This is a genomic window from Vibrio sp. S12_S33, from assembly GCF_963889785.1.
Lineage (GTDB): Bacteria > Pseudomonadota > Gammaproteobacteria > Enterobacterales > Vibrionaceae > Vibrio > Vibrio aestuarianus.
In genome coordinates, this window is sequence record NZ_CAWPQZ010000002.1 from 1 (window position 1) to 26,183 (window position 26,183).

26 protein-coding genes and 4 tRNA genes are annotated in these 26,183 nt (G+C 43.4%); 19 read left to right on the forward strand and 11 right to left on the reverse strand.

Annotated features, from left to right (window positions below; genetic code table 11):
• Positions 1 to 18 precede the first annotated feature (18 nt).
• The 13 genes from AACW06_RS01095 to luxS all read left to right on the forward strand — a co-directional run bounded on the left by AACW06_RS01095 (position 19) and on the right by luxS (position 11,302).
• A tRNA-Arg gene (locus tag AACW06_RS01095) sits at positions 19 to 95 on the forward strand.
• Positions 96 to 160: 65 nt separating this feature from the next.
• Positions 161 to 237 (forward strand) — tRNA-Arg (locus tag AACW06_RS01100).
• A gap of 65 nt (positions 238 to 302) precedes the next feature.
• Positions 303 to 379, forward strand: a tRNA-Arg gene (locus AACW06_RS01105).
• Between the two features lie 65 nt (positions 380 to 444).
• A tRNA-Arg gene (locus tag AACW06_RS01110) sits at positions 445 to 521 on the forward strand.
• Between the two features lie 369 nt (positions 522 to 890).
• Positions 891 to 1,148 carry an oxaloacetate decarboxylase subunit gamma gene (locus AACW06_RS01115; RefSeq protein ID WP_192073644.1) on the forward strand — a complete coding sequence of 86 codons (258 nt, stop codon included), beginning with the start codon at positions 891 to 893 and terminating at the stop codon, positions 1,146 to 1,148.
• Between the two features lie 30 nt (positions 1,149 to 1,178).
• Positions 1,179 to 2,963, forward strand: a complete 1,785-nt coding sequence (gene oadA, locus AACW06_RS01120; RefSeq protein ID WP_192073645.1) for a sodium-extruding oxaloacetate decarboxylase subunit alpha — start codon at positions 1,179 to 1,181, stop codon at positions 2,961 to 2,963.
• A gap of 9 nt (positions 2,964 to 2,972) precedes the next feature.
• The gene (locus tag AACW06_RS01125; protein ID WP_192073646.1) at positions 2,973 to 4,103 is read left to right on the forward strand and encodes a sodium ion-translocating decarboxylase subunit beta; all 1,131 of its coding nucleotides are present in this window, start codon (positions 2,973 to 2,975) and stop codon (positions 4,101 to 4,103) included.
• Positions 4,104 to 4,219: 116 nt separating this feature from the next.
• Positions 4,220 to 5,170, forward strand: a complete 951-nt coding sequence (locus tag AACW06_RS01130; protein WP_192073647.1) for an NADP-dependent oxidoreductase — start codon at positions 4,220 to 4,222, stop codon at positions 5,168 to 5,170.
• Positions 5,164 to 5,625 carry a YqaA family protein gene (locus tag AACW06_RS01135; RefSeq protein WP_192073648.1) on the forward strand — a complete coding sequence of 154 codons (462 nt, stop codon included), beginning with the start codon at positions 5,164 to 5,166 and terminating at the stop codon, positions 5,623 to 5,625. Before AACW06_RS01130 ends, AACW06_RS01135 begins: the two co-directional genes overlap by 7 nt.
• A 9-nt stretch (positions 5,626 to 5,634) precedes the next feature.
• Positions 5,635 to 8,490 (forward strand): M16 family metallopeptidase, encoded by a 2,856-nt coding sequence (locus tag AACW06_RS01140; protein ID WP_192073649.1) that lies wholly within the window; start codon positions 5,635 to 5,637, stop codon positions 8,488 to 8,490.
• Positions 8,491 to 8,596: 106 nt separating this feature from the next.
• A complete protein-coding gene (gshA, locus tag AACW06_RS01145) occupies positions 8,597 to 10,162 on the forward strand; it encodes a glutamate--cysteine ligase (protein ID WP_192073650.1) in 1,566 nt (521 codons plus the stop codon).
• A 1-nt stretch (position 10,163) separates the two neighbouring features.
• Positions 10,164 to 10,766 carry a transglycosylase SLT domain-containing protein gene (locus tag AACW06_RS01150; RefSeq protein WP_192073651.1) on the forward strand — a complete coding sequence of 201 codons (603 nt, stop codon included), beginning with the start codon at positions 10,164 to 10,166 and terminating at the stop codon, positions 10,764 to 10,766.
• A 17-nt stretch (positions 10,767 to 10,783) separates the two neighbouring features.
• Positions 10,784 to 11,302, forward strand: coding sequence for an S-ribosylhomocysteine lyase (gene luxS, locus AACW06_RS01155; RefSeq protein WP_053311347.1), 519 nt, complete (start codon positions 10,784 to 10,786; stop codon positions 11,300 to 11,302).
• Between the two features lie 254 nt (positions 11,303 to 11,556).
• On the opposite strand, the gene AACW06_RS01160 is transcribed toward luxS, so the two are convergent.
• Together AACW06_RS01160 and AACW06_RS01165 are read right to left on the reverse strand one after the other, a co-directional pair.
• Positions 11,557 to 12,828, reverse strand: coding sequence for an HlyC/CorC family transporter (locus AACW06_RS01160; RefSeq protein WP_171979598.1), 1,272 nt, complete (start codon positions 12,826 to 12,828; stop codon positions 11,557 to 11,559).
• 91 nt (positions 12,829 to 12,919) lie between these two features.
• On the reverse strand, positions 12,920 to 13,714 hold the full coding sequence (locus tag AACW06_RS01165) for a cytochrome C assembly family protein (RefSeq protein ID WP_192073652.1): 795 nt from the start codon (positions 13,712 to 13,714) through the stop codon (positions 12,920 to 12,922).
• Between the two features lie 300 nt (positions 13,715 to 14,014).
• Here AACW06_RS01165 and ffh point away from each other — a divergent pair, with 300 nt between their 5' ends.
• The 5 genes from ffh to rplS all read left to right on the forward strand — a co-directional run bounded on the left by ffh (position 14,015) and on the right by rplS (position 17,627).
• Positions 14,015 to 15,415: a signal recognition particle protein gene (gene ffh, locus AACW06_RS01170; RefSeq protein WP_192073653.1), complete on the forward strand. Its 1,401-nt coding sequence runs from the start codon at positions 14,015 to 14,017 to the stop codon at positions 15,413 to 15,415.
• Positions 15,416 to 15,628: 213 nt separating this feature from the next.
• On the forward strand, positions 15,629 to 15,877 hold the full coding sequence (gene rpsP, locus AACW06_RS01175) for a 30S ribosomal protein S16 (RefSeq protein ID WP_053311343.1): 249 nt from the start codon (positions 15,629 to 15,631) through the stop codon (positions 15,875 to 15,877).
• Between the two features lie 29 nt (positions 15,878 to 15,906).
• Positions 15,907 to 16,461, forward strand: a complete 555-nt coding sequence (rimM, locus tag AACW06_RS01180) for a ribosome maturation factor RimM (protein ID WP_192073654.1) — start codon at positions 15,907 to 15,909, stop codon at positions 16,459 to 16,461.
• Between the two features lie 27 nt (positions 16,462 to 16,488).
• Positions 16,489 to 17,232 (forward strand): tRNA (guanosine(37)-N1)-methyltransferase TrmD, encoded by a 744-nt coding sequence (trmD, locus tag AACW06_RS01185; RefSeq protein WP_053311341.1) that lies wholly within the window; start codon positions 16,489 to 16,491, stop codon positions 17,230 to 17,232.
• Between the two features lie 41 nt (positions 17,233 to 17,273).
• Complete coding sequence (gene rplS / locus AACW06_RS01190; RefSeq protein ID WP_053311340.1) at positions 17,274 to 17,627, forward strand: 50S ribosomal protein L19; 354 nt, start codon at positions 17,274 to 17,276, stop codon at positions 17,625 to 17,627.
• Positions 17,628 to 17,725: 98 nt separating this feature from the next.
• Here rplS and yacG read toward each other — a convergent pair whose 3' ends face one another.
• The 8 genes from yacG to nadC form a co-directional block, all read right to left on the reverse strand.
• Positions 17,726 to 17,923, reverse strand: a complete 198-nt coding sequence (yacG, locus tag AACW06_RS01195; protein ID WP_053311339.1) for a DNA gyrase inhibitor YacG — start codon at positions 17,921 to 17,923, stop codon at positions 17,726 to 17,728.
• A gap of 91 nt (positions 17,924 to 18,014) precedes the next feature.
• Positions 18,015 to 18,755, reverse strand: a complete 741-nt coding sequence (zapD, locus tag AACW06_RS01200; protein ID WP_192073655.1) for a cell division protein ZapD — start codon at positions 18,753 to 18,755, stop codon at positions 18,015 to 18,017.
• Between the two features lie 32 nt (positions 18,756 to 18,787).
• Positions 18,788 to 19,396: a dephospho-CoA kinase gene (coaE, locus tag AACW06_RS01205; RefSeq protein WP_192073656.1), complete on the reverse strand. Its 609-nt coding sequence runs from the start codon at positions 19,394 to 19,396 to the stop codon at positions 18,788 to 18,790.
• The gene (locus AACW06_RS01210) at positions 19,396 to 20,268 is read right to left on the reverse strand and encodes a prepilin peptidase (RefSeq protein ID WP_192073657.1); all 873 of its coding nucleotides are present in this window, start codon (positions 20,266 to 20,268) and stop codon (positions 19,396 to 19,398) included. Before AACW06_RS01210 ends, coaE begins: the two co-directional genes overlap by 1 nt.
• A gap of 39 nt (positions 20,269 to 20,307) precedes the next feature.
• Entirely contained in the window at positions 20,308 to 21,531 is a 1,224-nt protein-coding gene (locus AACW06_RS01215) for a type II secretion system F family protein (protein ID WP_192073658.1), read from the reverse strand.
• A 32-nt stretch (positions 21,532 to 21,563) separates the two neighbouring features.
• Positions 21,564 to 23,252: a type IV-A pilus assembly ATPase PilB gene (gene pilB / locus AACW06_RS01220; RefSeq protein WP_192073659.1), complete on the reverse strand. Its 1,689-nt coding sequence runs from the start codon at positions 23,250 to 23,252 to the stop codon at positions 21,564 to 21,566.
• Positions 23,253 to 23,260: 8 nt separating this feature from the next.
• The gene (locus tag AACW06_RS01225; protein WP_192073660.1) at positions 23,261 to 23,680 is read right to left on the reverse strand and encodes a type IV pilin protein; all 420 of its coding nucleotides are present in this window, start codon (positions 23,678 to 23,680) and stop codon (positions 23,261 to 23,263) included.
• A 236-nt stretch (positions 23,681 to 23,916) separates the two neighbouring features.
• Entirely contained in the window at positions 23,917 to 24,804 is an 888-nt protein-coding gene (nadC, locus tag AACW06_RS01230; protein ID WP_192073661.1) for a carboxylating nicotinate-nucleotide diphosphorylase, read from the reverse strand.
• A 131-nt stretch (positions 24,805 to 24,935) separates the two neighbouring features.
• Here nadC and ampD point away from each other — a divergent pair, with 131 nt between their 5' ends.
• Positions 24,936 to 25,529 carry a 1,6-anhydro-N-acetylmuramyl-L-alanine amidase AmpD gene (gene ampD, locus AACW06_RS01235; protein WP_192073662.1) on the forward strand — a complete coding sequence of 198 codons (594 nt, stop codon included), beginning with the start codon at positions 24,936 to 24,938 and terminating at the stop codon, positions 25,527 to 25,529.
• Here the strand turns inward: ampD and fldB are convergent.
• The gene (fldB, locus tag AACW06_RS01240) at positions 25,526 to 26,044 is read right to left on the reverse strand and encodes a flavodoxin FldB (RefSeq protein WP_176245380.1); all 519 of its coding nucleotides are present in this window, start codon (positions 26,042 to 26,044) and stop codon (positions 25,526 to 25,528) included. The genes ampD and fldB overlap by 4 nt on opposite strands.
• Between the last annotated feature and the right edge of the window lie 139 nt (positions 26,045 to 26,183).

A 26,183-nucleotide genomic window follows, 5' to 3' on the forward strand; every position in this document is an offset into this window, starting at 1 on the left:
TCAGTGTTGAAACCTTGCGCGTCCTTAGCTCAGCTGGATAGAGTACCTGGCTACGAACCAGGCGGTCGGAGGTTCGAATCCTCCAGGACGCGCCACTTATTAAGGGTCAATGATCCTAACATTGAAGATTATTTATAATTATTCAGTGTTGAAACCTTGTGCGTCCTTAGCTCAGCTGGATAGAGTACCTGGCTACGAACCAGGCGGTCGGAGGTTCGAATCCTCCAGGACGCGCCACTTATTAAGGGTCAATGATCCTAACATTGAAGATTATTTATAATTATTCAGTGTTGAAACCTTGTGCGTCCTTAGCTCAGCTGGATAGAGTACCTGGCTACGAACCAGGCGGTCGGAGGTTCGAATCCTCCAGGACGCGCCACTTATTAAGGGTCAATGATCCTAACATTGAAGGTTGTTTATAATTATTCAGTGTTGAAATCTTGCGCGTCCTTAGCTCAGCTGGATAGAGTACCTGGCTACGAACCAGGCGGTCGGAGGTTCGAATCCTCCAGGACGCGCCATCAATTGAAAGCCTCGCATCATGCGGGGCTTTTTTGTTTAAAAATTGTTATTATTTTGTTAATTTTGTTTTTACAACCGATTGTTTTTCCTGATTAATTGGCAATGTTTTAACTTCCTCTCAGTATTAGCCCTCTTTTTTGATTAACGTAGCCATATTGGTTAGTTAAATACTTGCCAAAATGCGAATAATTTAGAGTTTTGTTGTTTGTGTGACGCTTTATTCACCGTTTTTGTGTGTTATCTACAAGAGTTCCTTAAACAAAATTGACAATTATTAACCAATCGAGATAATCCTAGTCCGCTTGTCAGGATCGTATTTGCTGAAATCCTCGACAATTGTTGTCAGGATGACACAGAAAGGAAGCAACATGACTAATATTGGAAGCCTGTTAGTTGACGCAGCAACCCTTATGGTGACGGGGATGGCTGTTGTCTTTATTTTCCTAACAATTCTTGTTTATCTCGTTCGGTTAATGTCCAAACTGGTACCAGAAGAAGTACCACAGCCGATCTCAGCACCTACTCAGAACCGAAAGGTTCAATCAAACCCTTCAGCTGTTAGCCCTCAGGTAGTAGCGGCGATTTCCGCTGCGGTACATCAGTATCGTTCAGCTTCAGCCAAATAGTTTTTAAAGTATTAAAAGGAGTTAATGAGCATGTCTAAACCACTAGCGATTACCGATGTGGTCCTTCGTGATGCGCATCAGTCACTATTTGCCACTCGTATGCGTATCGAAGATATGCTGCCTATTGCAGCAGAGCTGGATAAAATTGGTTACTGGTCTTTAGAGACTTGGGGGGGCGCAACATTTGATGCTTGTATTCGTTATCTTGGGGAAGACCCATGGGAGCGTTTGCGAGCACTGAAAAAAGCGATGCCAAATACACCCATGCAAATGCTATTGCGCGGACAAAACCTGCTAGGTTACCGCCACTATGCAGATGATGTTGTCGAGAAATTTGTTGAACGTGCTCATGCCAATGGTATGGACGTATTTCGTATTTTTGATGCGATGAATGATGTTCGTAACTTCGAGAAAGCGGTCAAGGCAACCATCGATGTTGGTGCTCATGCGCAAGGAACCTTATCCTACACGACAAGCCCTGTTCACAATGCTGATACTTGGGTTGATCTCGCTAAGCGTTTGGAAGACCTTGGTTGCCATTCTTTGTGTATCAAAGATATGTCTGGTTTGCTTAAGCCTTATGAAGCAGAAGAGCTCATTACTCGAATTAAAGCCTCTTGTCATGTGCCATTAGCGTTGCACAGCCACGCGACAACTGGCCTGTCTGCGGCTACGGCTGTCAAAGCTGTTGAAGCGGGCATTGATATTCTCGACACCGCTATCTCTTCAATGAGCCAAACCTATGGTCATACCCCAACGGAAACCGTGATAGCGATGCTAGAGGGTACTGAGCGTGATACCGGTCTTAGCTTGACTCAACTTGAACCGATCGCAACTTATTTCCGCGAAGTACGTAAAAAATACGCAAAGTGGGAAGGTCAATTAAAGGGTGTCGACTCACGTATCCTTATCGCTCAGGTTCCTGGTGGTATGCTAACCAACATGGAAGGTCAACTTAAAGAGCAAGGAGCTGCTGATCGCCTTGATGAGGTGTTGGAAGAAATTCCACGCGTACGTAAAGATTTAGGATTTATCCCATTGGTTACACCGACTTCTCAAATTGTCGGTACTCAAGCGGTTATCAACGTGCTCACTGGCGAGCGTTATAAAAGCATCACTAAAGAAACGGCAGGTGTGCTAAAGGGTGAATACGGCGCAACGCCAGCAGAAGTAAATAAAACGCTGCAAGAAAAAGTGCTTGGTAACCTTGCACCTATCACTTGTCGTCCTGCTGACTTACTTGATGCTGAAATGGATGTATTAACCACAGAACTTCTAGAAAAAGCGAAAGTGGAAGGTATCTCTTTAGCTGAAGATACAGTGGATGATGTGCTGACTTATGCCCTGTTTCCTCAAGTGGGCCTGAAGTTCCTGAAAAATCGTCATAACCCAGAAGCTTTTGAACCTGCGCCAACATTAGAGTCTGCTCAACCAGTACCGGTTGCGGCTGTAACTGCTTGTGGTGGTATTGAATCCTACAGCGTGAAAGTGGATGGACAAGTCTACGATGTTGAAGTCGGTCCTCAAGGCCAGTTAACTTCAGTGACGCCTTCTCAAAACCAGCAGCCGCAAACAGCACCAGCCGCTGCACCTTCTAGTGATGCAGAAGCCGTACCTTCTCCATTAGCGGGTAATATTTTCAAGGTTAATGTGCAGGCGGGCTCTGAAGTGCTTGAAGGAGATGTATTGGTTATTCTTGAAGCGATGAAGATGGAAACTGAAATTCGCGCTGCTCGTGGTGGTGTGGTGCAGGATCTTCATGTTAAAGAAGGCGATGCAGTCACTGTTGGCGCACCACTACTAAGCTTAGCGTAAGGGAGTACCATGGAAGGACTACTGATCTTATGGTCTGAAACGGGCATTGCTAACTTTCAGTTAGGCCAGTTGTGCATGATTGCCGTCGGTTGCTTGCTGTTGTTTTTGGCTATCCGTAAGGGATTTGAGCCTTTGTTACTGTTGCCGATTGGTTTTGGTGCAATATTAGCGAATATTCCTAATGCGGGTTTTACCGAGCCGGGTGGGTTGCTTTATTACGTTTATCACGTAGGTATTGAGACCGGGGTCTTCCCGTTACTCATATTTATGGGAGTAGGCGCAATGACAGACTTCGGAGCGTTAATTGCTAACCCGAAAACCTTATGGTTGGGAGCAGCAGCTCAGTTTGGTATCTTTGCTACCTTGCTTGGGGCGATCATGCTGAACTATATTCCGGGGATGGAATTTAGTATGGCAGACGCCTCCTCCATTGCTATTATCGGTGGGGCAGATGGTCCAACGGCTATCTTCTTGGCCAGTCAATTGTCCCCCGATCTATTAGGTGCCATTGCGGTTGCTGCATATAGCTACATGGCGTTAGTGCCGATTATTCAGCCACCAATAATGAAAGCTTTGACGACGCCAGAAGAGCGTAAAATTAAGATGGCTCAGCTTCGTCATGTTGGAAAGGCAGAGAAAATTCTCTTTCCGATGGCTGTACTAATGATGACAGTTCTCTTTTTGCCTTCTGCGACACCTTTGGTGGGGATGTTCTGTTTGGGTAACTTGATGCGTGAAGCTGGCGTGGTTGATCGCCTTTCTAAAACCGCGCAAAACGAGTTGATCAATATTGTGACGATCTTCCTAGGGCTTGGTGTGGGTTCTAAATTGCAAGCGGATAAATTTCTTAACCTAGAGACATTAGGTATTTTGGCACTCGGTGCGGCGGCATTCAGTATTGGTACTGCTGGCGGTGTATTGATGGCTAAGATGTTGAATCGATTCTCTAAAGAGGACATTAACCCATTAATTGGCGCAGCAGGGGTATCGGCCGTACCAATGGCTGCTCGAGTCGTCAATAAAGTTGGCCTTGAAGCGAATCCTCAAAACTTCCTACTAATGCATGCAATGGGACCAAATGTAGCTGGAGTGCTTGGTTCGGCAGTTGCAGCGGGCGTTCTGCTTGCTCTTGTAGGTTAATTACCGAAAGTATTGATGGTTATTTTGCGAGCTAGAGAGTAACCAGAAACAATAAAATGGTATATATTCAAAGGGATGCTGAGGCATCCCTTTTTTTATCAATAGGGAAGTTTGAAATGAAAAATAAACAGATCGCAATTACTGAGTTCGGTGAACCTGACGTTCTCGCTATTCAGAACAATGACATGCCTCAACCCAAAGCTGGGGAAGTGCTGGTTAAAGTTGCCTTTTCAGGTGTCAATCCTATTGATGTTAAAACTCGGGCAGGCCTCGGTTGGGCTGCCGCACAAAATAAAGATAATTTGCCTTGGGTTCCTGGGTATGATGTATCAGGTTGTGTTATCCAAATAGGTGAGCAAAGCCAACGCTTTCAGGTAGGGGATAATGTAGCCGGCTTTGTTGGTTTTCCACTCAGTGGTGGTGGCTATAGTCAATATATTTGTGTAGCGGAAACAGAGCTGAGTTTAGTGCCTGACGCTGTTACTTTAGAGGCCGCAGCGGTGTTGCCGTTAGCAGGGCAGACTGCGGCGCAAGCCTTAAATAAAGCTCAAGTGAAAGAAGGCGATAGGGTGCTTATCTTAGCCGGTGCTGGTGGGGTTGGTCACCTCGCGGTACAAATTGCATTAGCTGCAAAAGCGGAAGTTTATACCACTTGCAGCGAGTCTAATCTCGATTATTTGGCGACATTAGGTGCCCATGCCATCAATTATAATTTTGCACCAGTTTCTCAGCGTTTAGAAGAAGTGGATGTATTGATTGATTTAGTCGGCGGTGATGCCGCTTTGGATGCACTGAAGTGCTTAAAAGATGAAGCACGTGTGGTTACGGTGCCGACTTTAAGCGCCGAGTTGATTTGTGAAAAAGCCAAATTATTGGGTTTTGAAGCAACTGGAATGCTCGTTGACCCTAATCCAGAGCAGCTAGACACTATGCTATATATGGTTAGTGTTGGCCTACTCAAAACTGAAATTCAACATATTTATCCACTAGATGAGGCGGTGGCGGCTCATCAACAGATCGAGACTGGTCATACACGAGGCAAGGTGCTACTTGATATGCAATGCTAGAGTTTTTTAACTCATGGTTTGAACAGATTGCTCTATGGTTTTCTGACTCAGCGCTTTGGGTCATGTTTATTGGTGGCTTTTTAAGTGCCACGTTATTGCCCGGTGGTTCTGAGGCTGGCCTTATTGCAACGCTAAGCCTCAATCAATTCTCTCCTTTTGTGGTTATTTCTGTGGCGACATTGGGAAATACCTTAGGCGGTTTAACCAATTATTGGCTTGGATTTTGGCTACCCAATCGAACTGATAGCGAGAAACATGGTCATAAAGCTTTAGCTTGGCTGAATAAGTACGGTTATTGGGCTTTATTACTCAGTTGGTTACCGATTATTGGTGACCCTATTTGTCTTGCTGCCGGTTGGTTACGAATGCGATTTTTCCCCACACTGATGATGATTTTGATTGGTAAGGCACTTCGTTATACCCTGCTGACCGCAATTTATTATGGTTTTTTCTAAGGAGATGTTATGAGAAAAATTTGGCTGGGTGCCTTTTCTCTTATCGCCGTTTATGGCTGTACTTCCACGACTGCACCCGTATCTTTTTTTTCATCTATACCTGAAGGGGTTACTTTGGTTGAGCAAGTCGATGCGCAACCTGGAAAGGTGATGATCCCTTACTCAAAATATCGTCTCGATAATGGCTTAACAGTGGTGCTCTCACCAGATCATTCCGATCCTTTAGTGCATGTCGATGTGACTTATCACGTGGGTTCTGCCCGTGAAGAAGTTGGTAAGTCGGGTTTTGCGCACTTCTTTGAGCACATGATGTTCCAAGGATCAGAGCATGTCGGTGACCAAGAACATTTCCGAATTATTACCGAAGCTGGAGGAACCTTAAACGGCTCAACCAACCGTGACCGAACGAATTACTATGAAACTGTGCCTGCCAATCAACTTGAGAAAATGTTGTGGTTAGAGTCTGATCGAATGGGTTTTTTGCTTGATGCAGTTTCGCAGCGTAAGTTTGAAATTCAGCGCGATACGGTAAAAAATGAACGAGCGCAGAATTATGACAATCGTCCTTATGGGTTGATGTGGGAAAAAATCGGTGAGGCAATGTACCCTGAAGGTCATCCATATTCATGGCAGACCATAGGTTATGTCGAGGATCTTGATCGAGTCGATGTTAATGATCTTAAAGCTTTTTTCCTTCGTTGGTATGGGCCAAATAACGCGGTGTTAACCATCGGTGGCGATATCGATGTTGACCAAACATTAGCGTGGATAAATAAATACTTTGGTTCAATTCCAAAGGGGCCAGATGTAGAAAATGCGCCTAAACAACCTGTAACTTTGCCGCAAGATCGTTTTATTACTTTAGAAGATCGCATTCAGCAACCGATGGTTGTTGTTGGTTGGCCGACCGAGTATCGTGGCTCTTCCAGTCAGCCTTCATTAGATGCATTGGCGAAAGTATTGGGCAGTGGTACCAATAGTGTTCTTTACCAAGATCTAGTGAAGAGCCAAAAAGCGGTGGATGCCGGAGCATTCCAAGAGTGCGCCGAATTGGCGTGTACATTTTATGTTTATGCGATGGCTCCATCGGGTGATAAAGCTCAACTTGCTCCTTTATATCAAGAGTTGATGCAAAGCCTCGACAAATTTAATCAACAGGGTGTTGAGCAAAGCCGTTTAGATCAAATAACCGGTATGGCGGAAGCCAATGCGGTGTTTGCACTGCAAAGTGTCGCTGGTAAAGTGACGCAATTAGCTTCCAATGAAACTTTCTATGGGCAGCCCGACCGTATTGAAGATCAACTTGCCCAGATCCACGCGGTATCACCACAATCTGTACAAGCGGCTTATCGGAATTTCCTAGCCAGTAAAGCCAAAGTAACCTTGAGTGTTGTGCCTAAAAATCGCATTGATTTAGCGGTTCAAAAAGTGAATTTTAGGACACCGAATAGAACCTTGCCTGAGCATCTGAAAATCAGTGATGACCAACTTGATTATCGTCAGGTTGAGGATGACTTTGATCGTTCAATCATGCCACAAGTGGCGCAAGGCGTGAAAGCACAAATGCCACCGTTGTATGAGCTCTATTTTGACAATGGCACTGAGTTACTTGGAACGCAGACTAGTGAAACACCAACGGTGTTGATTGCTATCAACTTACCGGCAGGTGAGCGACATGTTGCTCGTGGCAAAGAGGGATTAGCTAATTTAACCGCAGCACTATTAGAAGAAGGGTCAACTAAGCGGTCGGTGGAAACCATTCAAGCTCAGTTAGATCAACTCGGTTCAACCATCAGTGTTAATGCGAATGAATATTCAACGAGTATCGTTATTTCGAGCTTGAAGAAAAACCTACCAGCGACATTGGATGTGGTTGAAGAAGTATTATTCCATCCGGCTTTTAAAGAGAGTGATTTTGAACGTCTAAAGAAACAGATGCTTGAAGGTTTGGTTTATCAACATCAAAAACCGAGTTGGTTGGCGTCACAAGCCACTCGCCAAGTGCTATTTGGTCAATCGATTTTTGCGCGCTCAAGTGAAGGTACGCAGCAGTCTTTATCTAACCTGACATTGGCAGATGTTAAACGTTTTTACGCAAAGCATTACACACCACATGGTGCGCAGATTGTTGCTGTGGGTGATATCACCAAGCAAGAAGTGGCTAATGAACTTATCTTTTTTAAACAATGGCGTGGTGAGGCGTCACCATTACTTCGACCTCAGATCGTCACTCCACTTGAAACACAAAAAATCTATTTAGTGGATAAGCCCGATTCTCCGCAAAGCGTGGTTCGTTTTGTTCGTAAAGGTTTACCTTTTGATGCAACGGATGAGTTATTTCTTAGTCAACTTGCTAACTTTAATTTAGCGGGTAACTTCAATAGCAGAATTAACCAGAACCTGCGTGAAGATAAAGGCTATACCTATGGCGCTAGCGGCTATTTTGCCAGTAACCGTGAGGTGGGTTTAATCGTGTTTAATGCTCAGGTGAGAGCGAATGCAACCATTGCGTCGATTATTGAAATGCAAAAAGAGATGCAAAAATTCAGTCAAAGTGGATTAACTGATCAAGAAATGAAATTTATGCGCCTTGCGGTCGGTCAACAAGATGCACTAACTTATGAAACACCAGCCCAAAAAGCGCAACTGTTGAGCAGCATACTGACCTACAGTTTAGATGATGACTATTTACAACAACGCAACGAGTTGGTCGAAAGCGTTAAAAAATCAACGCTCAATCAATTAGCAGCGAAATGGTTCTCACCTACGGATTATCAAATAATTGTGGTTGGCGATGCGAAAATGCTAAAGCCTCAATTAGAAAAGTTAGATATTCCCGTGGAAGAGCTTGAAATCATCCGTTAGAGTACACATAAATAAGAGGCAGATTTTTATTTGCCTCCATTCTAATCTCTCCATGAGTTAGAGCCACTTCCATTCGGATCATTACACATATAAGCGAATCATTATTTTGACTAATTTTGCCGCACGACTTGAACAAGTCACCAAGAACCCTGAAGTGTTTAAGCAGTTTGGCCGAGGCGTTGAACGTGAAACGTTGCGCTACACTCCGGAGGGATCCATCGCTCTGACTCCTCATCCTGAATCTCTCGGTTCTGCATTAACTAACCGTTGGATTACCACAGATTTTGCAGAGTCGTTACTTGAATTTATTACCCCTGTTTCAAATGATGTTCCTACATTACTGGCCCAACTTTCGGATCTTCACCACTTTACTCAAACTAAGTTAGGTGATGAAAAGCTATGGCCATTGTCGATGCCTTGCTATGTCGGTAGTGAAGAGGATATTCAACTGGCACAATACGGTTCATCTAACTCAGGTAAGATGAAAACCTTGTACCGTGAAGGCTTAAAGCGTCGCTACGGTAGCTTGATGCAGATTATTTCAGGGGTACACTTTAATTTCTCTTTTCCAGAGTCATTTTGGGATGCATTGTACGGGCAACAAGCTGAATCAGAACGTGAAGCGACGAAATCAGACGCTTATTTTGGTGTTATCCGCAATTACTATCGTTTTGGGTGGTTGATCCCGTATTTCTTCGGTGCTTCACCGGCACTGTGTTCATCATTCATTCGCGATCGTGAAACCAAACTACCCTTTGAAAATATAGGTAAAACCCTATATCTCCCTTATTCGACCTCACTACGTTTGAGTGACCTTGGCTATACCAACAGTGCACAAAGTGGTTTGAAAATTGGTTTTAATAGCCTTGAGCAATATCTAGAAGGTCTTAACCAAGCGATTCGAACACCTTCTAGCGAGTTTGCGAAACTGGGTGTGAAAGTCGGTTCTGAATATCGTCAATTAAACAGCAATGTATTGCAAATTGAAAACGAACTGTATGCGCCTATTCGTCCGAAGCGAGTGGCGAAGAGTGGTGAGAAACCATCGGAAGCGTTAGCGCGAGGTGGTGTTGAATATATTGAAGTTCGTTCGTTAGATGTAAATCCATTCAGCCCAATAGGTATTACAGAAGATCAAGTTCGTTTCTTAGATCTTTTCCTAACATGGACTGCATTATCAGATTCAGATCCTATGGATAATTGTGAGCTTGCCTGCTGGCGAGATAATTGGAATAAAGTCATTTTAGAAGGGCGTAAACCAGGCTTGGAATTACAAATTGGTTGCCGTGGTGAAAAACTGACATTACAAGCATGGGCACATCGCGTGTTTGATGATCTCGTGAAGATCGCAGAGCTGATGGATTCGGCACAGAATGGAACGGCATACCAAGATGTATGTGCTAAGTTGAGAACGTGGATTGATGATCCGTCTTTGACATTTTCAGCGCAACTTCTTGAGCAAACAAAGCAGTTTGGTGGTCTGGGTAAGGTTGGTGTGGCATTGGGCAATGAGTATCGTCAAGCCAACTTAAACCATGACTATCGTATTTATTCTGAAGCGATAATGGAACAAGAAGTTCAAGCGTCGCGTGTAGCGCAGAAAAACGTTGAGCAAAGTGACACTCAAAGCTTTGATGACTTTCTTGAAAGTTACTTTTCATATCTAAAGTAATATGAAAAAAGGGCTTGTTTGCGTCATCGGGATCGCCACTTTGCTTGCTGGTTGTGCTAGTGCTCCACCTCAGCAGCAACATAATTTGTGCGATATCTTTCGTGAAAAACCGAAATGGTATGAGGATGCGCTCGATATGCAAGAGAAATGGGGAACCCCCATTAATGTTGCGATGGCGATTGTGAAGCAAGAGAGTAGCTTTCGCCATAATGCTCGACCACCTAAAGATTATCTATTAGGTTTTATTCCATGGGGAAGAGTCAGCAGTGCCTACGGTTATGCTCAGGCTCAAGATCCTGCATGGTCGGATTTTCAAAAAGCGACGAATAATGGTGGTTCTCGTACTAATTTTGATGATTCATTGATGTTTATTGGTTGGTACACGGCTGAAACTCAACGGACGCTAGGAATTTCTAAGTGGGATCCATACAACCAGTATTTGGCTTATCATGAAGGGCGTGGTGGCTATAAACGTAAGAGTTACCAAGCCAAGCCGTCGCTGATAAAAGTTGCGCGAAAAGTTGAACAGCAAGCAAAAGATTACGGATGGCAGTTGAAACAATGCCGCCAGGAATTAGAAAACAATAGAAGCTGGTTTTTTTAATAAGCAAGGAGAAGGAAATGCCACTACTTGATAGTTTTACCGTTGATCATACACGAATGAATGCACCGGCTGTACGCGTGGCGAAAACCATGCAAACCCCTAAAGGGGATACGATCACCGTGTTTGATCTTCGTTTTACGGCACCGAATAAGGATATTCTTTCAGAGAAAGGTATTCATACTTTAGAGCACCTATACGCAGGTTTCATGCGTGCGCATTTGAATGGTCGTGATGTTGAGATTATCGATATTTCACCGATGGGCTGCCGTACCGGTTTTTACATGAGCTTGATAGGCACGCCAACAGAAGCACAGGTTGCGCAAGCGTGGTTGGCGGCGATGCAAGATGTACTTAAAGTCGAAAGCCAAGACAAAATACCAGAGCTCAACGAATATCAATGTGGTACCGCATCAATGCACTCACTGATTGAAGCGAAAGAAATTGCTAATGCAATTATTGCTGCTGGTATTTCAGTGAATAAAAATGATGAGTTAGCATTGCCCGAATCAATGCTAAAAGAACTTAAAGTCGATTAATTTGCTTGGTTTTTTTGAGCATGTAAAAAAGGGCTGAGTCGCAGACTAAGCCCTTTTTCTATTGACCACTGATTGTTATCAATAGTTGATGTTATACCAATCGTAGTAAATAACTGTTCATCCTAGCTGGTTAAAATGCTCGATAACTGCGTTAGAATTTTTGATTGTAGAATAACTACTTATCGAAAAATCCTGCCTTGTTCTCAAGCCTTTTTCCTGCGCTATTTCTGATCACTTATTTACTGTGATTGGTATTATTTTTTGGTTTTACGTGGGAATACTTTGACCTGTTTAATGCGGTTTTCTTCGACATCCAATATCTCCATGGCATGACCGGATACTCGGACGCTAAGGTGGCTGCTAGGGATATCTTGTAGGTGTTCCAAGATTAAGCCATTGAGCGTTCTTGGACCATCGGTTGGCAGTTTCCACTTTAAGCCTTTGTTGATATCACGGATATTAGCACTGCCTTCTATTAAGAAACTGCCATCGCTTTGTGGTGTAATTTCATCGGCAAGGCTTGGTGCCATCGAGGTGGTAAATTCACCAACGATCTCTTCAAGAATATCTTCCAAAGTGATTAGGCCATTAATATCGCCATATTCATCAACAATCAAACCAATGCGCTCTTTATTACGTTGGAACTTCAGAAGCTGAACATTAAGTGGGGTTGATTCTGGAATAAAATAGACTTCATCGGCGGCACGCAAAATCATTTCTTTCGTAAATTCGTTCTTTTCCATCATGATTCGAGACGCATCGCGCAGGCGTAGGATACCAACAACTTGGTCAATATTGTCTCGGTACAATACGACACGTCCATGCGGTGAGTGAGTAAGTTGACGAATAATCGACTTCCAGTCATCGTTAATGTTAATACCAGTAATTTCATTACGAGGTACCATAATGTCATTGACGGTGACGTGCTCTAAATCAAGGATAGACAGCAGCATATCTTGGTGGCGACGAGGAATAAGCCCACCCGCTTCATTTACCACCGTGCGTAATTCTTCTGAGCTGAGGTGATCATCACCACCGTGTGTTGCTTTGACACCTAGCAAACGGATAAAGCCATTGGTGATAAAATTTATAAACATCACTAACGGTGAGAGTACCTTCATCAAAATCGTTAGTAGGACGCTGCTGGCATAAGAGACGCGTTCAGGATACAGCGCAGCCAAAGTTTTTGGTGTGACTTCAGCAAAGACCAGTACAACTAATGTTAAAGCACCGGTGGCAATGGCGACACCTAAGTCGCCATACAAACGCATACCAATAATAGTCGCAATTGCTGATGCTAAAATGTTGACTAGGTTGTTACCGATAAGGATTAAACCGATGAGGCGATCTGGACGATTAAGGAGCTTTTCTACACGTTTTGCTCCTTTATGGCCTGTATTGGCTAGGTGCTTTAAGCGGTAGCGGTTCAAGGACATCATGCCTGTTTCTGAACCTGAAAAATAACCCGAAATTACGATGAGACCCGCGAGTAGTGCAAACAAGATACCCGTTGAAATGTCGTCCAAAACGTATAGTTTCCTTATTAGAGTGTGTTTAATTAATGACCGAATAGGGTCTTGGTGTCAATTAAGAATTTATACCATCAGTATAAATTCATTAGTTTAAGATTATCTCTCTAACAAAACGGCTGCCAAAATAAGCCAGTGTTAGTAAGGTTGCTCCTGCAACTGCAAACCAGGTGACTTTTCTACCACGCCAACCTTTATGGTAGTGCCCCCACAGTAAGATTGAGTAAACAATCCAAGCGATGAAAGATAAAATACCTTTGTGAGCTTTACCTTGTGCGAACATATCTTGCACAAAGCCAAATCCGGTAATTAAGGTCCCGGTTAGTAAGACATTACCGATTAAGATGATTTTAAACAGCTGCCGTTCGACCATTAACAGTGGTGGTAAGTTAGGGTTGATGGTCAGCATTTTCTTTTTCTTCAGTTTGTAATCAAGCCAAGCGAGTTGCACTGCATATAGTGCACCGATAGAAAGCGTTGAATAAGAAAATAGAGCCAGTGAAATATGCACCAACAATTTTGGGTTGTGTTCCAAATGTGTGATGAAAGTACTCGGTAAAAATGCAGCCGCACTTAAATTTATGGCAGCAAAGCTATAAACAACTGGCAGTAAAAACCATAAGCGAGTTTTGAGCATAGCAGCGCTCATCACTAAAGAGATGATAAAGCTAATCAATGATGCCACATTGAGCATACTTAAGTTTTGCCCACTGGTATCTAGTATTAAGTCACTTAATAACCATGCATGAAAAGCAAGCGCACATACGGCAGTAAGCAGCACGGTTTTTGTTCTAATACCGGTTTGATTTACCAAACCAGGAACAATGGTCGCGATGGATAAAAAATACAAAACAGCGGCAACTATTGCGATTAAGTTTTCCATACATCTCACAAAATGGTTTCTGAATTAATGAATTATACCTTGCATCACGATAATGGGCTATGACGGATCTTGATTGATTTGTTATATCGCTATCCCATTTTATATTACAGCCTTATGGATATTGCAGTGTGCAGGTTTTCGCTTCTATGGTTTTGCGCTCATTGAAAAGTCAATTTCCACCCCCCAATATTGAATATTAGGTATTCAAGTCACTCATCACGAGACTTCAATGGGTATGACTATTAGATTGGCTAAGGTATACTCACATTCATTAATCGCCGAATTAGCGAAGAGACAAAGATGTTTGAGAATTTAACAGATCGACTATCCAAATCGCTGAAAAACATCAGCGGTAAAGGCCGTCTAACAGAAGACAATATTAAAGAAACGTTGCGCGAAGTACGCATGGCGTTGCTTGAAGCTGACGTTGCACTACCAGTTGTGCGCGATTTCGTGGCGCGCGTTAAAGAAGGTGCGGTTGGTGTTGAAGTATCAAAGTCACTCACACCAGGCCAAGAATTCATAAAGATTGTTCAAGCTGAACTCGAAGCTGTGATGGGAGAATCAAATGAAGCTCTCAACCTAGCGGCTCAGCCACCAGCTGTTATTTTAATGGCGGGTTTACAAGGTGCAGGTAAAACAACCAGCGTTGCTAAGCTCTCTAAATTATTAAAAGAGCGTGATAAGAAGAAAGTACTGGTTGTATCTGCTGACGTTTATCGCCCTGCTGCGATTAAACAGTTAGAAACCTTAGCCTCTGAACTAGGTGTTGATTTCTTCCCTTCATCTGCTGATCAAAAGCCAATTGATATTGCTAATGCCGCTATTGATCATGCTAAGAAACAGTTTTTTGATGTACTGATCGTCGATACCGCTGGTCGCTTGGCGATTGATGAACAGATGATGGGGGAGATCAAAGAACTTCATGCTGCTATTACCCCAGTAGAAACACTGTTTGTTGTTGACGCCATGACAGGTCAAGATGCTGCCAATACCGCGAAAGCGTTTGGTGATGCTCTACCATTAACCGGTGTGATTCTTACTAAAGTCGATGGTGACGCCCGTGGTGGTGCAGCGCTTTCTGTTCGTCATATCACTGGCAAACCGATTAAATTCTTGGGTGTCGGTGAGAAAACCGATGCACTTGAACCTTTCCACCCTGACCGTATTGCATCACGCATTTTGGGGATGGGGGATGTCCTTTCTCTTATTGAAGATTTGCAACGCAATGTCGATCATGAAAAAGCAGAGAAGCTTGCGAAGAAATTCAAAGAGAAAAAAGGTTTTGATTTAGAAGACTTTCGTGAACAGCTTGGTCAAATGCAAAACATGGGCGGCATGATGGGTATGCTCGATAAGCTTCCTGGCATGGCTAATCTTCCTGCTAATGTAAAAGATAACGTCGATGACAAAGCTTTCAAACAGATGGAAGCAATCATTAACTCAATGACGATGAAAGAGCGCCAACATCCAGACATGATCAAAGGTTCGCGCAAGAAACGGATTGCAGCGGGTTCTGGTACACAGGTACAAGATGTCAATCGCTTGCTAAAACAGTTCACTCAAATGCAGAAAATGATGAAGAAAATGCAAAAGGGTGGCATGAAAGGTATGATGCGCAACATGCAAGGTATGATGGGCGGAATGGGCGGAATGGGCGGAATGGGTGGTATGGGCGGAGGCGGCTTCTTCGGTCGCTAATCTAACTAACTGCTACGCTTAAAATTTCTAAAGCGTGATATGAATCACTGCAAAAGTCAAACGCTTCTGCTGGTGAAAAAATAGCTAAACCCCTTGCAAAGCCTCGGAATAAGAGTAAAATTCCGAGGCTTTATTTTGGCACGAGACCCCAGACTGTTTTTCGTGAATAGTTATTGGGGTTAATTTTATTATTGAGAAAGCAAAGAGGACGACATGGTAACCATTCGTTTGGCACGTCACGGCGCTAAAAAGCGTCCATTTTATCAAATCGTAGTTGCGGATAGCCGTAACGCTGCAACTGGCCGTTTCATCGAGAAAGTAGGTTTCTTTAACCCTACTGCTACTGGTCAAGAAGAAGGTCTACGTGTAGATCTAGAGCGCGTTAACCACTGGGTTAGCCAAGGCGCATCTGTATCTGATCGCGTAGCTAAGCTAGTAAAAGACGCTCAAAAAGCGGCTTAATTCTTACTTTTATAGAAGAAAATTAGCTTATGTCGATGAAAGGTAAAGAAACAATGACCAAAGAAAACGAAAAGATTGTTATGGGCAAGTTTGGTGCTACCTATGGCATTCGTGGCTGGCTCAAAGTTTTTTCCTACACAGACGAAGCTGAAAGCATTTTTGATTACAGCCCGTGGTTTATTAACCAAAAAGGGCAGTGGGTCGAGTACAAAGTAGAAAGCTGGAAGCGCCATAACAAGAGTATGGTGGTAAAGCTTGAAGGTTTAGATGTTCGCGAAAACGCACATCTACTCACCAACTTTGAAATTGCTGTTGATCCCGCATCATTACCTGAATTGTCAGAAGATGAGTTCTACTGGCGTGAATTGTTTGGTATGCAAGTTATTACCACTAAGGGCTATAACCTTGGTGAGGTCACTGACCTATTAGAAACTGGCTCCAACGATGTTTTGGTTGTGAAAGCGAATCTAAAAGATGCTTTTGGCCAAAAGGAACGGTTGATACCGTACCTTGAAGAGCAAGTGATCAAGAAAGTTGATCGCGAAGCTCAACGGATCGAAGTTGACTGGGATCCGGCATTCTAACTCTAAAATTTCAGAGCGAGAGAACACATGTGGGTTGGCGTAATTAGCCTATTTCCTGAAATGTTCCGTTCTGTTACTGATTTTGGAGTAACAGGTCAAGCGGTTAAAAAAGGTTTACTGTCTATTGAGACTTGGAATCCTCGTGATTTCACTCATGACAAGCATCGCACTGTCGATGATAGACCTTACGGTGGTGGTCCTGGAATGCTCATGATGGTTCAGCCTTTGCGCGATGCCATTCATGCAGCAAAACAAGCCGCACCGGGAAAGACGAAAGTCATTTATCTTTCTCCTCAAGGTCGAAAGCTCGACCAACAAGGAGTAGAGGAACTGGCAACTAATCAGAACTTAGTTCTTATTTGTGGCCGTTACGAAGGGATAGATGAGCGTGTCATCCAATCTGAAGTTGACGAAGAATGGTCAATTGGGGATTTTGTTATGACAGGTGGTGAACTGCCAGCCATGACGTTGATTGATTCCGTTTCTCGGTTTGTTCCGGGGGTACTAGGAGATTTCGCGTCCGCAGAAGAAGACTCTTTTGCGAATGGTCTGTTAGATTGTCCACACTACACGCGTCCTGAAGTATTAGATGGAATAGAAGTACCAGCGGTACTGAAATCCGGTAATCATAAGGATATTCGTCGCTGGCGACTTAAGCAGTCGTTGGGCCGAACTTGGCATAGAAGGCCAGAGCTCCTGGAAAACCTAGCTCTGACTGACGAACAGGAACAATTACTGGTTGAGTACATTAAAGAAGCTCAGACTCAGTAACCTATTTAATTTAGTATCAGTTTATTCTAGGAATTTTTAAAATGAGTAACATCATCAAGGCTCTTGAAGAAGAGCAAATGAAGCAAGACCTACCTAAATTCGCACCAGGTGACACTGTTGTGGTTCAAGTTAAGGTAAAAGAAGGTGACCGTGAGCGTCTACAGGCTTTCGAAGGCGTTGTAATCGCAATCCGTAACCGTGGTCTACACTCTGCATTCACTGTTCGTAAAATCTCTAACGGTGAAGGTGTTGAGCGTACGTTCCAAACTCACTCTCCAGTGGTTGATAGCATTGAAGTTAAACGCCGCGGTGCAGTACGTCGTGCCAAACTGTACTACCTACGTGAGCGTTCTGGTAAGTCAGCTCGTATCAAAGAGAAACTTACTAAGAAGTAATGCTATTACTAGCGTTCTCATAGAGAAAACGGAGCCATTTGGCTCCGTTTTTTTATCGGTTTAATTAGTTCAGTACACGTTAAACTTAGATGAAGTGGTCAATATTGATCTTCTGACCAACCGTCGCTGTCTGACATGTCAGGGGCGCCTGCAATCGATTTCTCTTCATCAGCCCATTCGCCAAAGTCGATCATTTGACACTGTTTTGAGCAAAAAGGTCGATAGGGGCTCTGTTCCCCCCATTCCACATCAGTTTTACATTGTGGGCATTTAACGATAGTAATTTTCTTGGTCATAACATACTGCGCTTAACGAATTGATGAGAGTAAGTGTATTATTTAACGGCATCGAAAGTAAGGGCAAAGAGAGAATTGGTTAGTAAATGGTTTAGCAACAAACGGCGAGATCAAACTCAACATCACGGCTACTTGCTTGCCCAGATTGAAAGTCAATAAACTTAATCGCAAATCGATTTTTATGGCCGGATATCATCGGGTAGACACCATAATCAAGAGGGATCGATAAGCGTAAGATATTAGCGTCTTCAGCATCACTTTGGTAAAAGCCAGAGCTTGCTAAGCGAGTTTTAAAATGCCCTGTTTCACGCGTCAGCCTGAGCCAAAGTTGCAGCGCTTTAGATAACGGTCGCAATGTCTCCATCCATTGGTGCGCGTCCTGTGTTTTCTTTTCCAATGGAATATGTAGCCAGTAGTGTAGAGCTGGTAAGTCAAAACAGCATGAACCACCGGGTAAGTTGAAGCGCTGACGGATGGTGCTTAGGAAACGATCTTCTTTTAAAGATTGGCCAAAACGTTCTGCAGCCATCAAATTTCGATGAACATCATCAACATCTTCTAATAGCGCTAACAGCATGGCTTGATCAACGCCATCGACATTCAACCAACTTCGATAAACTAGGCGCTGTTTTTCGATATCTTTAGCGAGTTCACTCTTTAGTTGGATCTGCTCAAATATTTCCAGAAGATCAAACAAAGAACGAAAGAACAATTGGTGTTGAATACCATCACGAAATTGAGCCGAATGCATGAGCTGATTAAGCAGTGCTTCGACTCTTAAATAGATACGAGTTTTTTCGTTGAGTGGATGTTCAAACTTATGCGTGGTCATCTAGCTAGCCTTACGTTCGGTCTTAGTTATTCTCACCGATTTTGCCCACAGATGGCTAGATACTTTTGATGCAATTCTGTGATTTGCGGCAAAAGTTTCTGGTTTTCTGCACTATTTTTAACCACATCGTCAGCTTGTGCGAGTCTTTGTTCACGGCTCGCTTGTGCAGCTAAGATGGATCGGACTTGTTGTTCTGAGACATTATCTCTCGCCATTGTGCGGGAGATTTGCGTTTCGGTATCGACATCAACCACTAAAATTCGGTTTGCGAGCGATTGCAGGTTGTTTTCTATTAATAAAGGCACCACCAATAATGCGTAAGGTGAGGTTGTGCTTGATAGCTGTTCAAGCATTTTTTCGCGGATCATTGGGTGGAGTAAATTGTTGAGCCAGGCTTTTTGCGTTTCATCTGCGAAGATTTTAGATCTTAGAGTCGCGCGATCCAACTGACCATTAGCGTGCAAAATCTCATGACCAAAATGCTCTTCAATCGCTTTTAAACCCTCAGAGCCAACTTCAACCACTTGTCTTGCTATGACGTCTGCATCAACAATATCAATCCCAAAATGCTGGTGGAATACATTGGCGACGGTCGTTTTACCACTCGCGATACCACCAGTTAAACCTACTACAAATGTCATTAATTTAACCCCACTACTGAGCTTATATACCACCCCATGATATCGCTACCCCAAATGAGGGTTAGCCAGCCTGCAATTGCAAGGTAAGGGCCAAAAGGGAAAACTTTGTCGATGCCTTTCTTTTGTAAACGAAGCTGAATGATGCCGAAGACTAAACCAACCAGTGATGACATTAAAATGATCATCGGTAAATATTGCCAGCCAAGCCAAGCGCCCAAAGCAGCAAGTAACTTAAAGTCACCGTAGCCCATTCCCTCTTTACCAGTGGCTAGTTTAAACAACCAGTAAACCGACCATAGGCTTAGGTAGCCAGCCATTGCTCCAATCACTGCATCGTTAAGGTTTACTGGACTAACCTGTAATAAGGATAAGGCCAACCCAGCCCAAAGCAACGGTAGGGTTAGCTGATCGGGTAGTAGCATGGTATCTAGGTCGATAAACGTGGCGGCAATTAATATGAAGGTGAAAAACAGTAATGCTACGGAAAAATAGCTAAAACCAAAATGGGTAGCAATCAGTAAGCTTATACTTGCCGTTAGCAGTTCAATGGCTGGGTAACGCACACTGATAGGGCCTTTACAGTGCGAGCATTTGCCTTTTAGAAATAGCCAACTGAACAATGGAATATTGTCGATGACGCGGATCGGAGTGTTGCAATGTGGGCACGTTGAGCGAGGAATACTAAGCGTCAGTTGTCCTTCTGGCGGTGCAATATGGTATTCAGGAAATGAGTCTGCACATTCTTGTTGCCATTCTCGCTCCATCATTTTAGGAAGACGATAAATAACGACATTGAGAAAGCTACCGACAATCAAGCCAAATAAGCAGGCAAATAGTGGGAATAGCCAAGGGTAATAGTCAAAAACTTCCATGCAAGGACTCGAGTAATAAAATAATTCGCGGGGATTATACTATCCCAATACACTCATTAAGTTAAAGATTGGTAAATACATTGCCACAACTAGCCCACCGACGACAGTACCGAGGAAAATAATTATCAGTGGTTCGAGGATTTTACCAAGATTATCAACGGTGTTATCGACTTCAAATTCATAAATAGTCGCCACTTTGTTGAGCATGTCATCGAGTTTACCTGACTCTTCGCCAATCATTACCATTTGCAGCACCATTTCAGGGAAGGCATTGGTATTGCGCATAGCGATGTACATTGGCATACCTGCCGCTGTATCTCGATAAACACCTTGAATCGCTGTCTCGAAATGGATATTACCAGCGGTTTTCGCGGTCGATTTTAAACTGGCCAGAATGGGAATTCCGGCGCTAAAACTGGTTGCCAATGTTCGACAGAATTTAGCGATGGAAGCTTTGCCGATAACAGTACCAAGAATGGGTAGTCTCAAACTTAATTGACTGGTTTTAAGACGAATTGAAAACGATTTTTTGCGCATAGCTTTAACGCTACTGATGATAAGTAATACGCTAGCGAAACCCCAAAGGCTGTTGTGTTGCACCCAATGTGAGAGCTGCAAAACTTGCTGAGTAAACCAAGGCAGCTCTGCACCGAAGCCTTTAAACATGACTTCAAATTCAGGGATCACAAGCGTGAGCATTAAATAAGCAACGGCCAAAGCGACAAAGACGACCATTGTTGGGTAAATGAGCGCTTTGATAACTTTGGCATGTAATTGCTCACTTTTTTCTCTGTAGGTGGCTAAACGCTCAAAGACCTCGGCCAAGTTGCCGGATTGTTCACCGCTATAAACTAAATCAACATACAGTTGGTCAAAATAGGTGCTTGCTGTGCTCATTGATTTTGAAATAGGAGTGCCGGCCTCAACCCCTTTTGTTACTTGCGCTAGAATCGATTTCATCTCCGCCTTACGATGATTGTGTCCAACCAATTTTAATGCCTGAACGATAGGAACCCCGGTGCTGAGCATGGTTGCTAATTGGCGAGTTAACAGGGTAATGTCTTTAGCTTTAACACGATGAGTGAGGTGAGCGATGAGAGAAAGACGGCCTTTTTTCACTCTCCTAAGTTCAATATGCTGATCTTGTAGTTTGCCGCGCACTTCTAACTCATCCAAAGCCAGTATTTGCCCGTAGACTTTTTTACCTGAGCTATTTATCCCTTTCCAACGGTAATGCTTAAGCTTTGTTGTTGATGTTTTCATTATGTGAGCTCAATCAGTGAGTTATCGTTGAGTTAGAAATAAAGAACACGTTGCAACTCTTTAACGCTGGTTACTCCAAGTTTCAGTTTTTCGATGCCTGATTCTTGGAGGGTTTGCATACCGTTGGCTTTAGCGAGTTGTTCTATTTGTAATATGCTGGCCTGGTGCATGATAGCCTGTGTTAATTGAGGGGTGAATTCCATCATTTCGTAGATGCCCACTCTTCCTGCATAGCCATTGGTACAGTCGTTACAACCATGAGGGTTGGCCTCATAAATAACGTCTTGATCAGAAAGATTAAATTTCCGCAGCAAGCTGGGCGTTGCATTCGTTGCTCTTTTGCAATGTGGGCAAAGTCGTCTTGCTAGCCTCTGAGCAACAATAAGACTCAATGAGGACGCTAGGTTAAACGCCTCAATTCCCATGCTACTTAAGCGGATCACGGTTTCAGCGGCGGAGTTAGTGTGTAAGGTTGAAAGGACTAAGTGGCCAGTTTGCGCAGCTTTGACCGCAATTTCAGCCGTTTCTGTATCTCGAATTTCACCGACCATTACAATGTCGGGGTCTTGGCGTAAAAATGAACGTAATGCTTGTGCAAATCCAAAACCAATCTTTGGCTGTACCTGAACCTGGTTAATGCCTGATAGGTTGATCTCGACAGGATCTTCCGCGGTAGAGATATTGACATCGGTAGTATTGAGCAGGCGTAACCCAGCATAAAGTGAAACGGTTTTTCCGCTGCCAGTAGGGCCTGTCATTAAGATCATTCCTTGCGGTCGTTTTAGCGCCTGTAAATAGAGTTGTTTTTGCTTATCGTTGTAACCTAGTTTGCCTATATCGAGGTGAGAGGCACTGCTATCGAGTAAGCGCAATACGATTTTTTCGCCCCATAAGGTAGGTAGTGTTGAAACACGCATATCAATGGCTGTGTCTTGGTTTAAACGCAATTTTATCCGTCCATCTTGTGGAAGGCGTCGCTCGGCAATATCAAGTTTAGAGAGGATTTTTATCCGCGCAGCAAGGCGGCGACCTAAATGACTGGCTGGCTGTTGGGTTTCGACTAACATACCGTCACAACGTAAGCGCACTCGGTAGAGTGTTTCGTAGGGTTCAAAGTGAATATCGGATGCGCCTTTACGTATCGCATCTAATAAAATTTGATTGATGAAACGACTAACGGGGGAATTATCTTGGCTAAGATCTTCTACCGACTGAATTTCATCGTCAGCGAGTTGAACTAAATTTGCCAGTTGATCTTGGTTGATCTCTCTTTCCGTGCTTGATGATTCTTGCATTGCTCGCCCATACAGGCGACGAATTGCGGCTTGTAAAGTTTTATAGTCAGCCAACACCAATTCAATTTTCAAACCCGTTGCGAAGCGAAAATCATCTTCTACTTGCAAATGGGTTGGGTCGGAAACTGCAATGGTCAGGGTTTGGCCTCTTCTTAAAATTGGCAGTGCTTGGTAGCGGGTGATGAGTTCTCGTAAGCCCAATTGTTGACACAATGTATGGTAGTCATAACCAGTTAGGTCAGTGTCGGGCAAACCGAAAATAGAGCTTAAATGTTCGGTTAAATCGTAATGATTAAATAAACCTAAAGTGAGAAGAGCCTCTAGCACACTATCACCAGAAGCTTCAATATGTTCTATAACCGTTTGCTCTTGCGCAAGGCTAATAAGATTTGCTTGCCGAAGAATTGCGGGGAGATTGGTGAGCATATTTTTTACTAGAACGTGCCTGCCACACAGCTCTTTAATGTTTGTGCTGTATCGTGTTGGCAGCTCCAACCTGATGAACCTTTAGTAAAGCGAACAATTTTATTTTGCATCGTCGATTGGCTACCAAACTTAAACTGAATTGCAGAAGATACGCCGGAGGGAAATTCAAGTGTACCAAGAGTATTCATGGCACTTGATGCGCCAATATTGGTCAAATTTGAAGGAAAAGATCCTGTTTCTTGAGCTTCTATATCAATATTGGTTAATAATGCCCTTAGCGTACTTAAAGCGACTGAGGCTTCAGATTTTTTGACATGATTTTTATACGCAGGCACCGCTATCGTAGACAGCACACCAATAATGGCCACTACAATCATCAATTCAATCAAGGTAAATCCGTTTTGTTTTCTGTTGCTATTGGTGTTCATTACCTTCTCCAGTTGAATACATTCCGATGACTGAGCATAAGAATCTTGTTGAGTAGAAGAAATGCGTAAAATAGGACTGCGCGAGTGATTTAGAGTTTTTATTTATCGTATTGCATACAGAACATGAAAAAATACGACTCAGTTAAAAACGAAGCTTTTTTGATATGAGTATCATTAAAAAGGAAGCTGATTTAGCTTCCTTAGTCAAAAAATGTAGTAAGTAGATGTGGATTGATCTATTTGAAACGCATGGATAAATCCATCGCCTTTAAGTGCTTAGTCAAAGCGCCCACTGAAATGTAATCAACACCGGTTTGTGCGTATTCACGAATAGTATCAAGCGTTACATTGCCAGAGTTTTCAAGTGCTGCACGACCAGCATTAATTTTCACCGCTTCACGCATCATATCGGTGCTGAAGTTATCTAGCATGATAATATCGGCGCCGGCTTCAATCGCTTCGACCAACTCTTCCAAGTTCTCTGTTTCAACTTCTACTGGTTTTCCAGGGTTTAGCTTTTTCGCCGTGCTGATCGCCTGTGTAATGCCACCGCATGCAATAATGTGGTTTTCTTTGATGAGATAGGCATCGAATACCCCAATACGATGGTTAAAACCACCGCCACACGCGACGGCATATTTCAGTGCGCTGCGTAAGCCAGGAATGGTTTTACGGGTATCAAGCAAGCGGCAATCAGTACCTGCAAGCTGTTTGGCGTATTGCGCAGTTGTTGTGGCGCAGCCAGACAAGGTTTGAATAAAGTTCATCGCATTACGTTCACCGGTTAATAGTGCGCGAGCTGGGCCGGAAAGGGTACATAATGTTTGATTAGGCTCTACGCTGTCACCGTCTTGTACATGCCAGTCAATAGTGACTTCACCACCGAGCTGTTTAAAGACTTCATCAGCCCATGCTTGGCCACAAAATACACCCTGTTCACGAGTGATAATGGTGGCAACGTTGTGAGCGTCTGCGGGAATTAGACTTGCGGTGATATCAGATGTGGCATCAAGAGTACCACCAAGATCTTCTTTAAGTGTCTCGGCCACGGCACGAGTAATTTCAAGAGGAAGCTGTTGTTTTAGATAATCAAGGCGTTGTTGGCTATTATGTGTATTTTTCATCGCAAATCTAATATTGTGTTGAACAGAAGTGGGAATGATACGCTGACTCAACAGCAAATTCAGCCATTAATCGCTAATTTCTAATAGCGATACGGAAAATCATCACTATACCCAATAGAGAGCTTTTGAATATGGCGTATAACTTAACTATCTCAAGTAGCGAAGTCACGCAAAACACAGCGATTGTTGACGGTTGGTACCAACATGCACGCCGTGTTGTCTCGCCTTTTTTTGATGAGCGTAGTGATGAGGACGATATTTCATTGCTGGTGCTACATAACATCAGTTTACCGCCCGGAAAGTTTGGTGGCCCCTATATTGAGCAGTTTTTTACTGGTCGATTGGATCCCAATGCCCACCCTTTTTTTAAGACGATTCATACCATGGGTGTTTCGGCGCATTGTCTGATTTGTCGAAATGGGCAGGTGATACAATTTGTGCCATTTAATGCCAGAGCTTGGCATGCTGGGCAGTCAAGCTTCGCTGGCAGAGCAAAATGCAATGACTACTCGATAGGTATTGAATTGGAAGGGAGTGATTTTGTTGCCTACACCCAGGCACAGTATCAAGCGCTTACGGATTTAAGCAAGGCGTTAATGATGCATTATCCGAAGATCACCACTGAGCGTATTACCGGGCACCAGTATATTGCACCGCTGCGCAAAACCGACCCCGGTTTAGTCTTTGACTGGCGTCGATTTAGGGCGCAGATCAAGCAAGATTAAATCTTGTCGTGGAACTCAACTAAAATTTGCTCAACCCAGGTTTGAATGCGTTCATCACTGAACTCGTATTGCGAATCTTCATCCAACGCTAAACCGACAAAATGGGATCCATCTTCAGTCAGTGCTTTCGATGCTTCAAATTGGTAGCCTTGGTTTGGCCAATAGCCAATAAATTGGGCACCAACTTGTTTTAGCTCATCATGTAGCATCCCCATCGCATCGAGGTACCATTCGCCATAACCTTCTTGATCGCCTAAGCCGAACAATGCGACGTACTTGCCGTTTAGTGACACACCATCGATTTGATCCCATATTGCGCTCCAATCTTCTTGGATTTCGCCAAAGTCCCAGGTTGAAATACCGAGTATTAAAAGATCATAGTCGCTCATCAAAGAAAGTGGTGTCTCTTTCACATTGTGAATGTCGACTAAATCTTCACCGATGATGGCGCGGATCTTTTCTGCTGCCATTTCGGTATAACAAGTGGTTGAGCCATAAAACAGACCGATCTTCATAATTTTTTGTTCGTTTAAAGTCAGAATGGTGAATTCTAACCATAAATTGACGCGCTTTGCAGCGATTATCCTGCTAACCCTGTTTTTTTATGGTATTAAACTCGTGGCTCACTTAACCTGAGCAAGGTTATTTTTACTA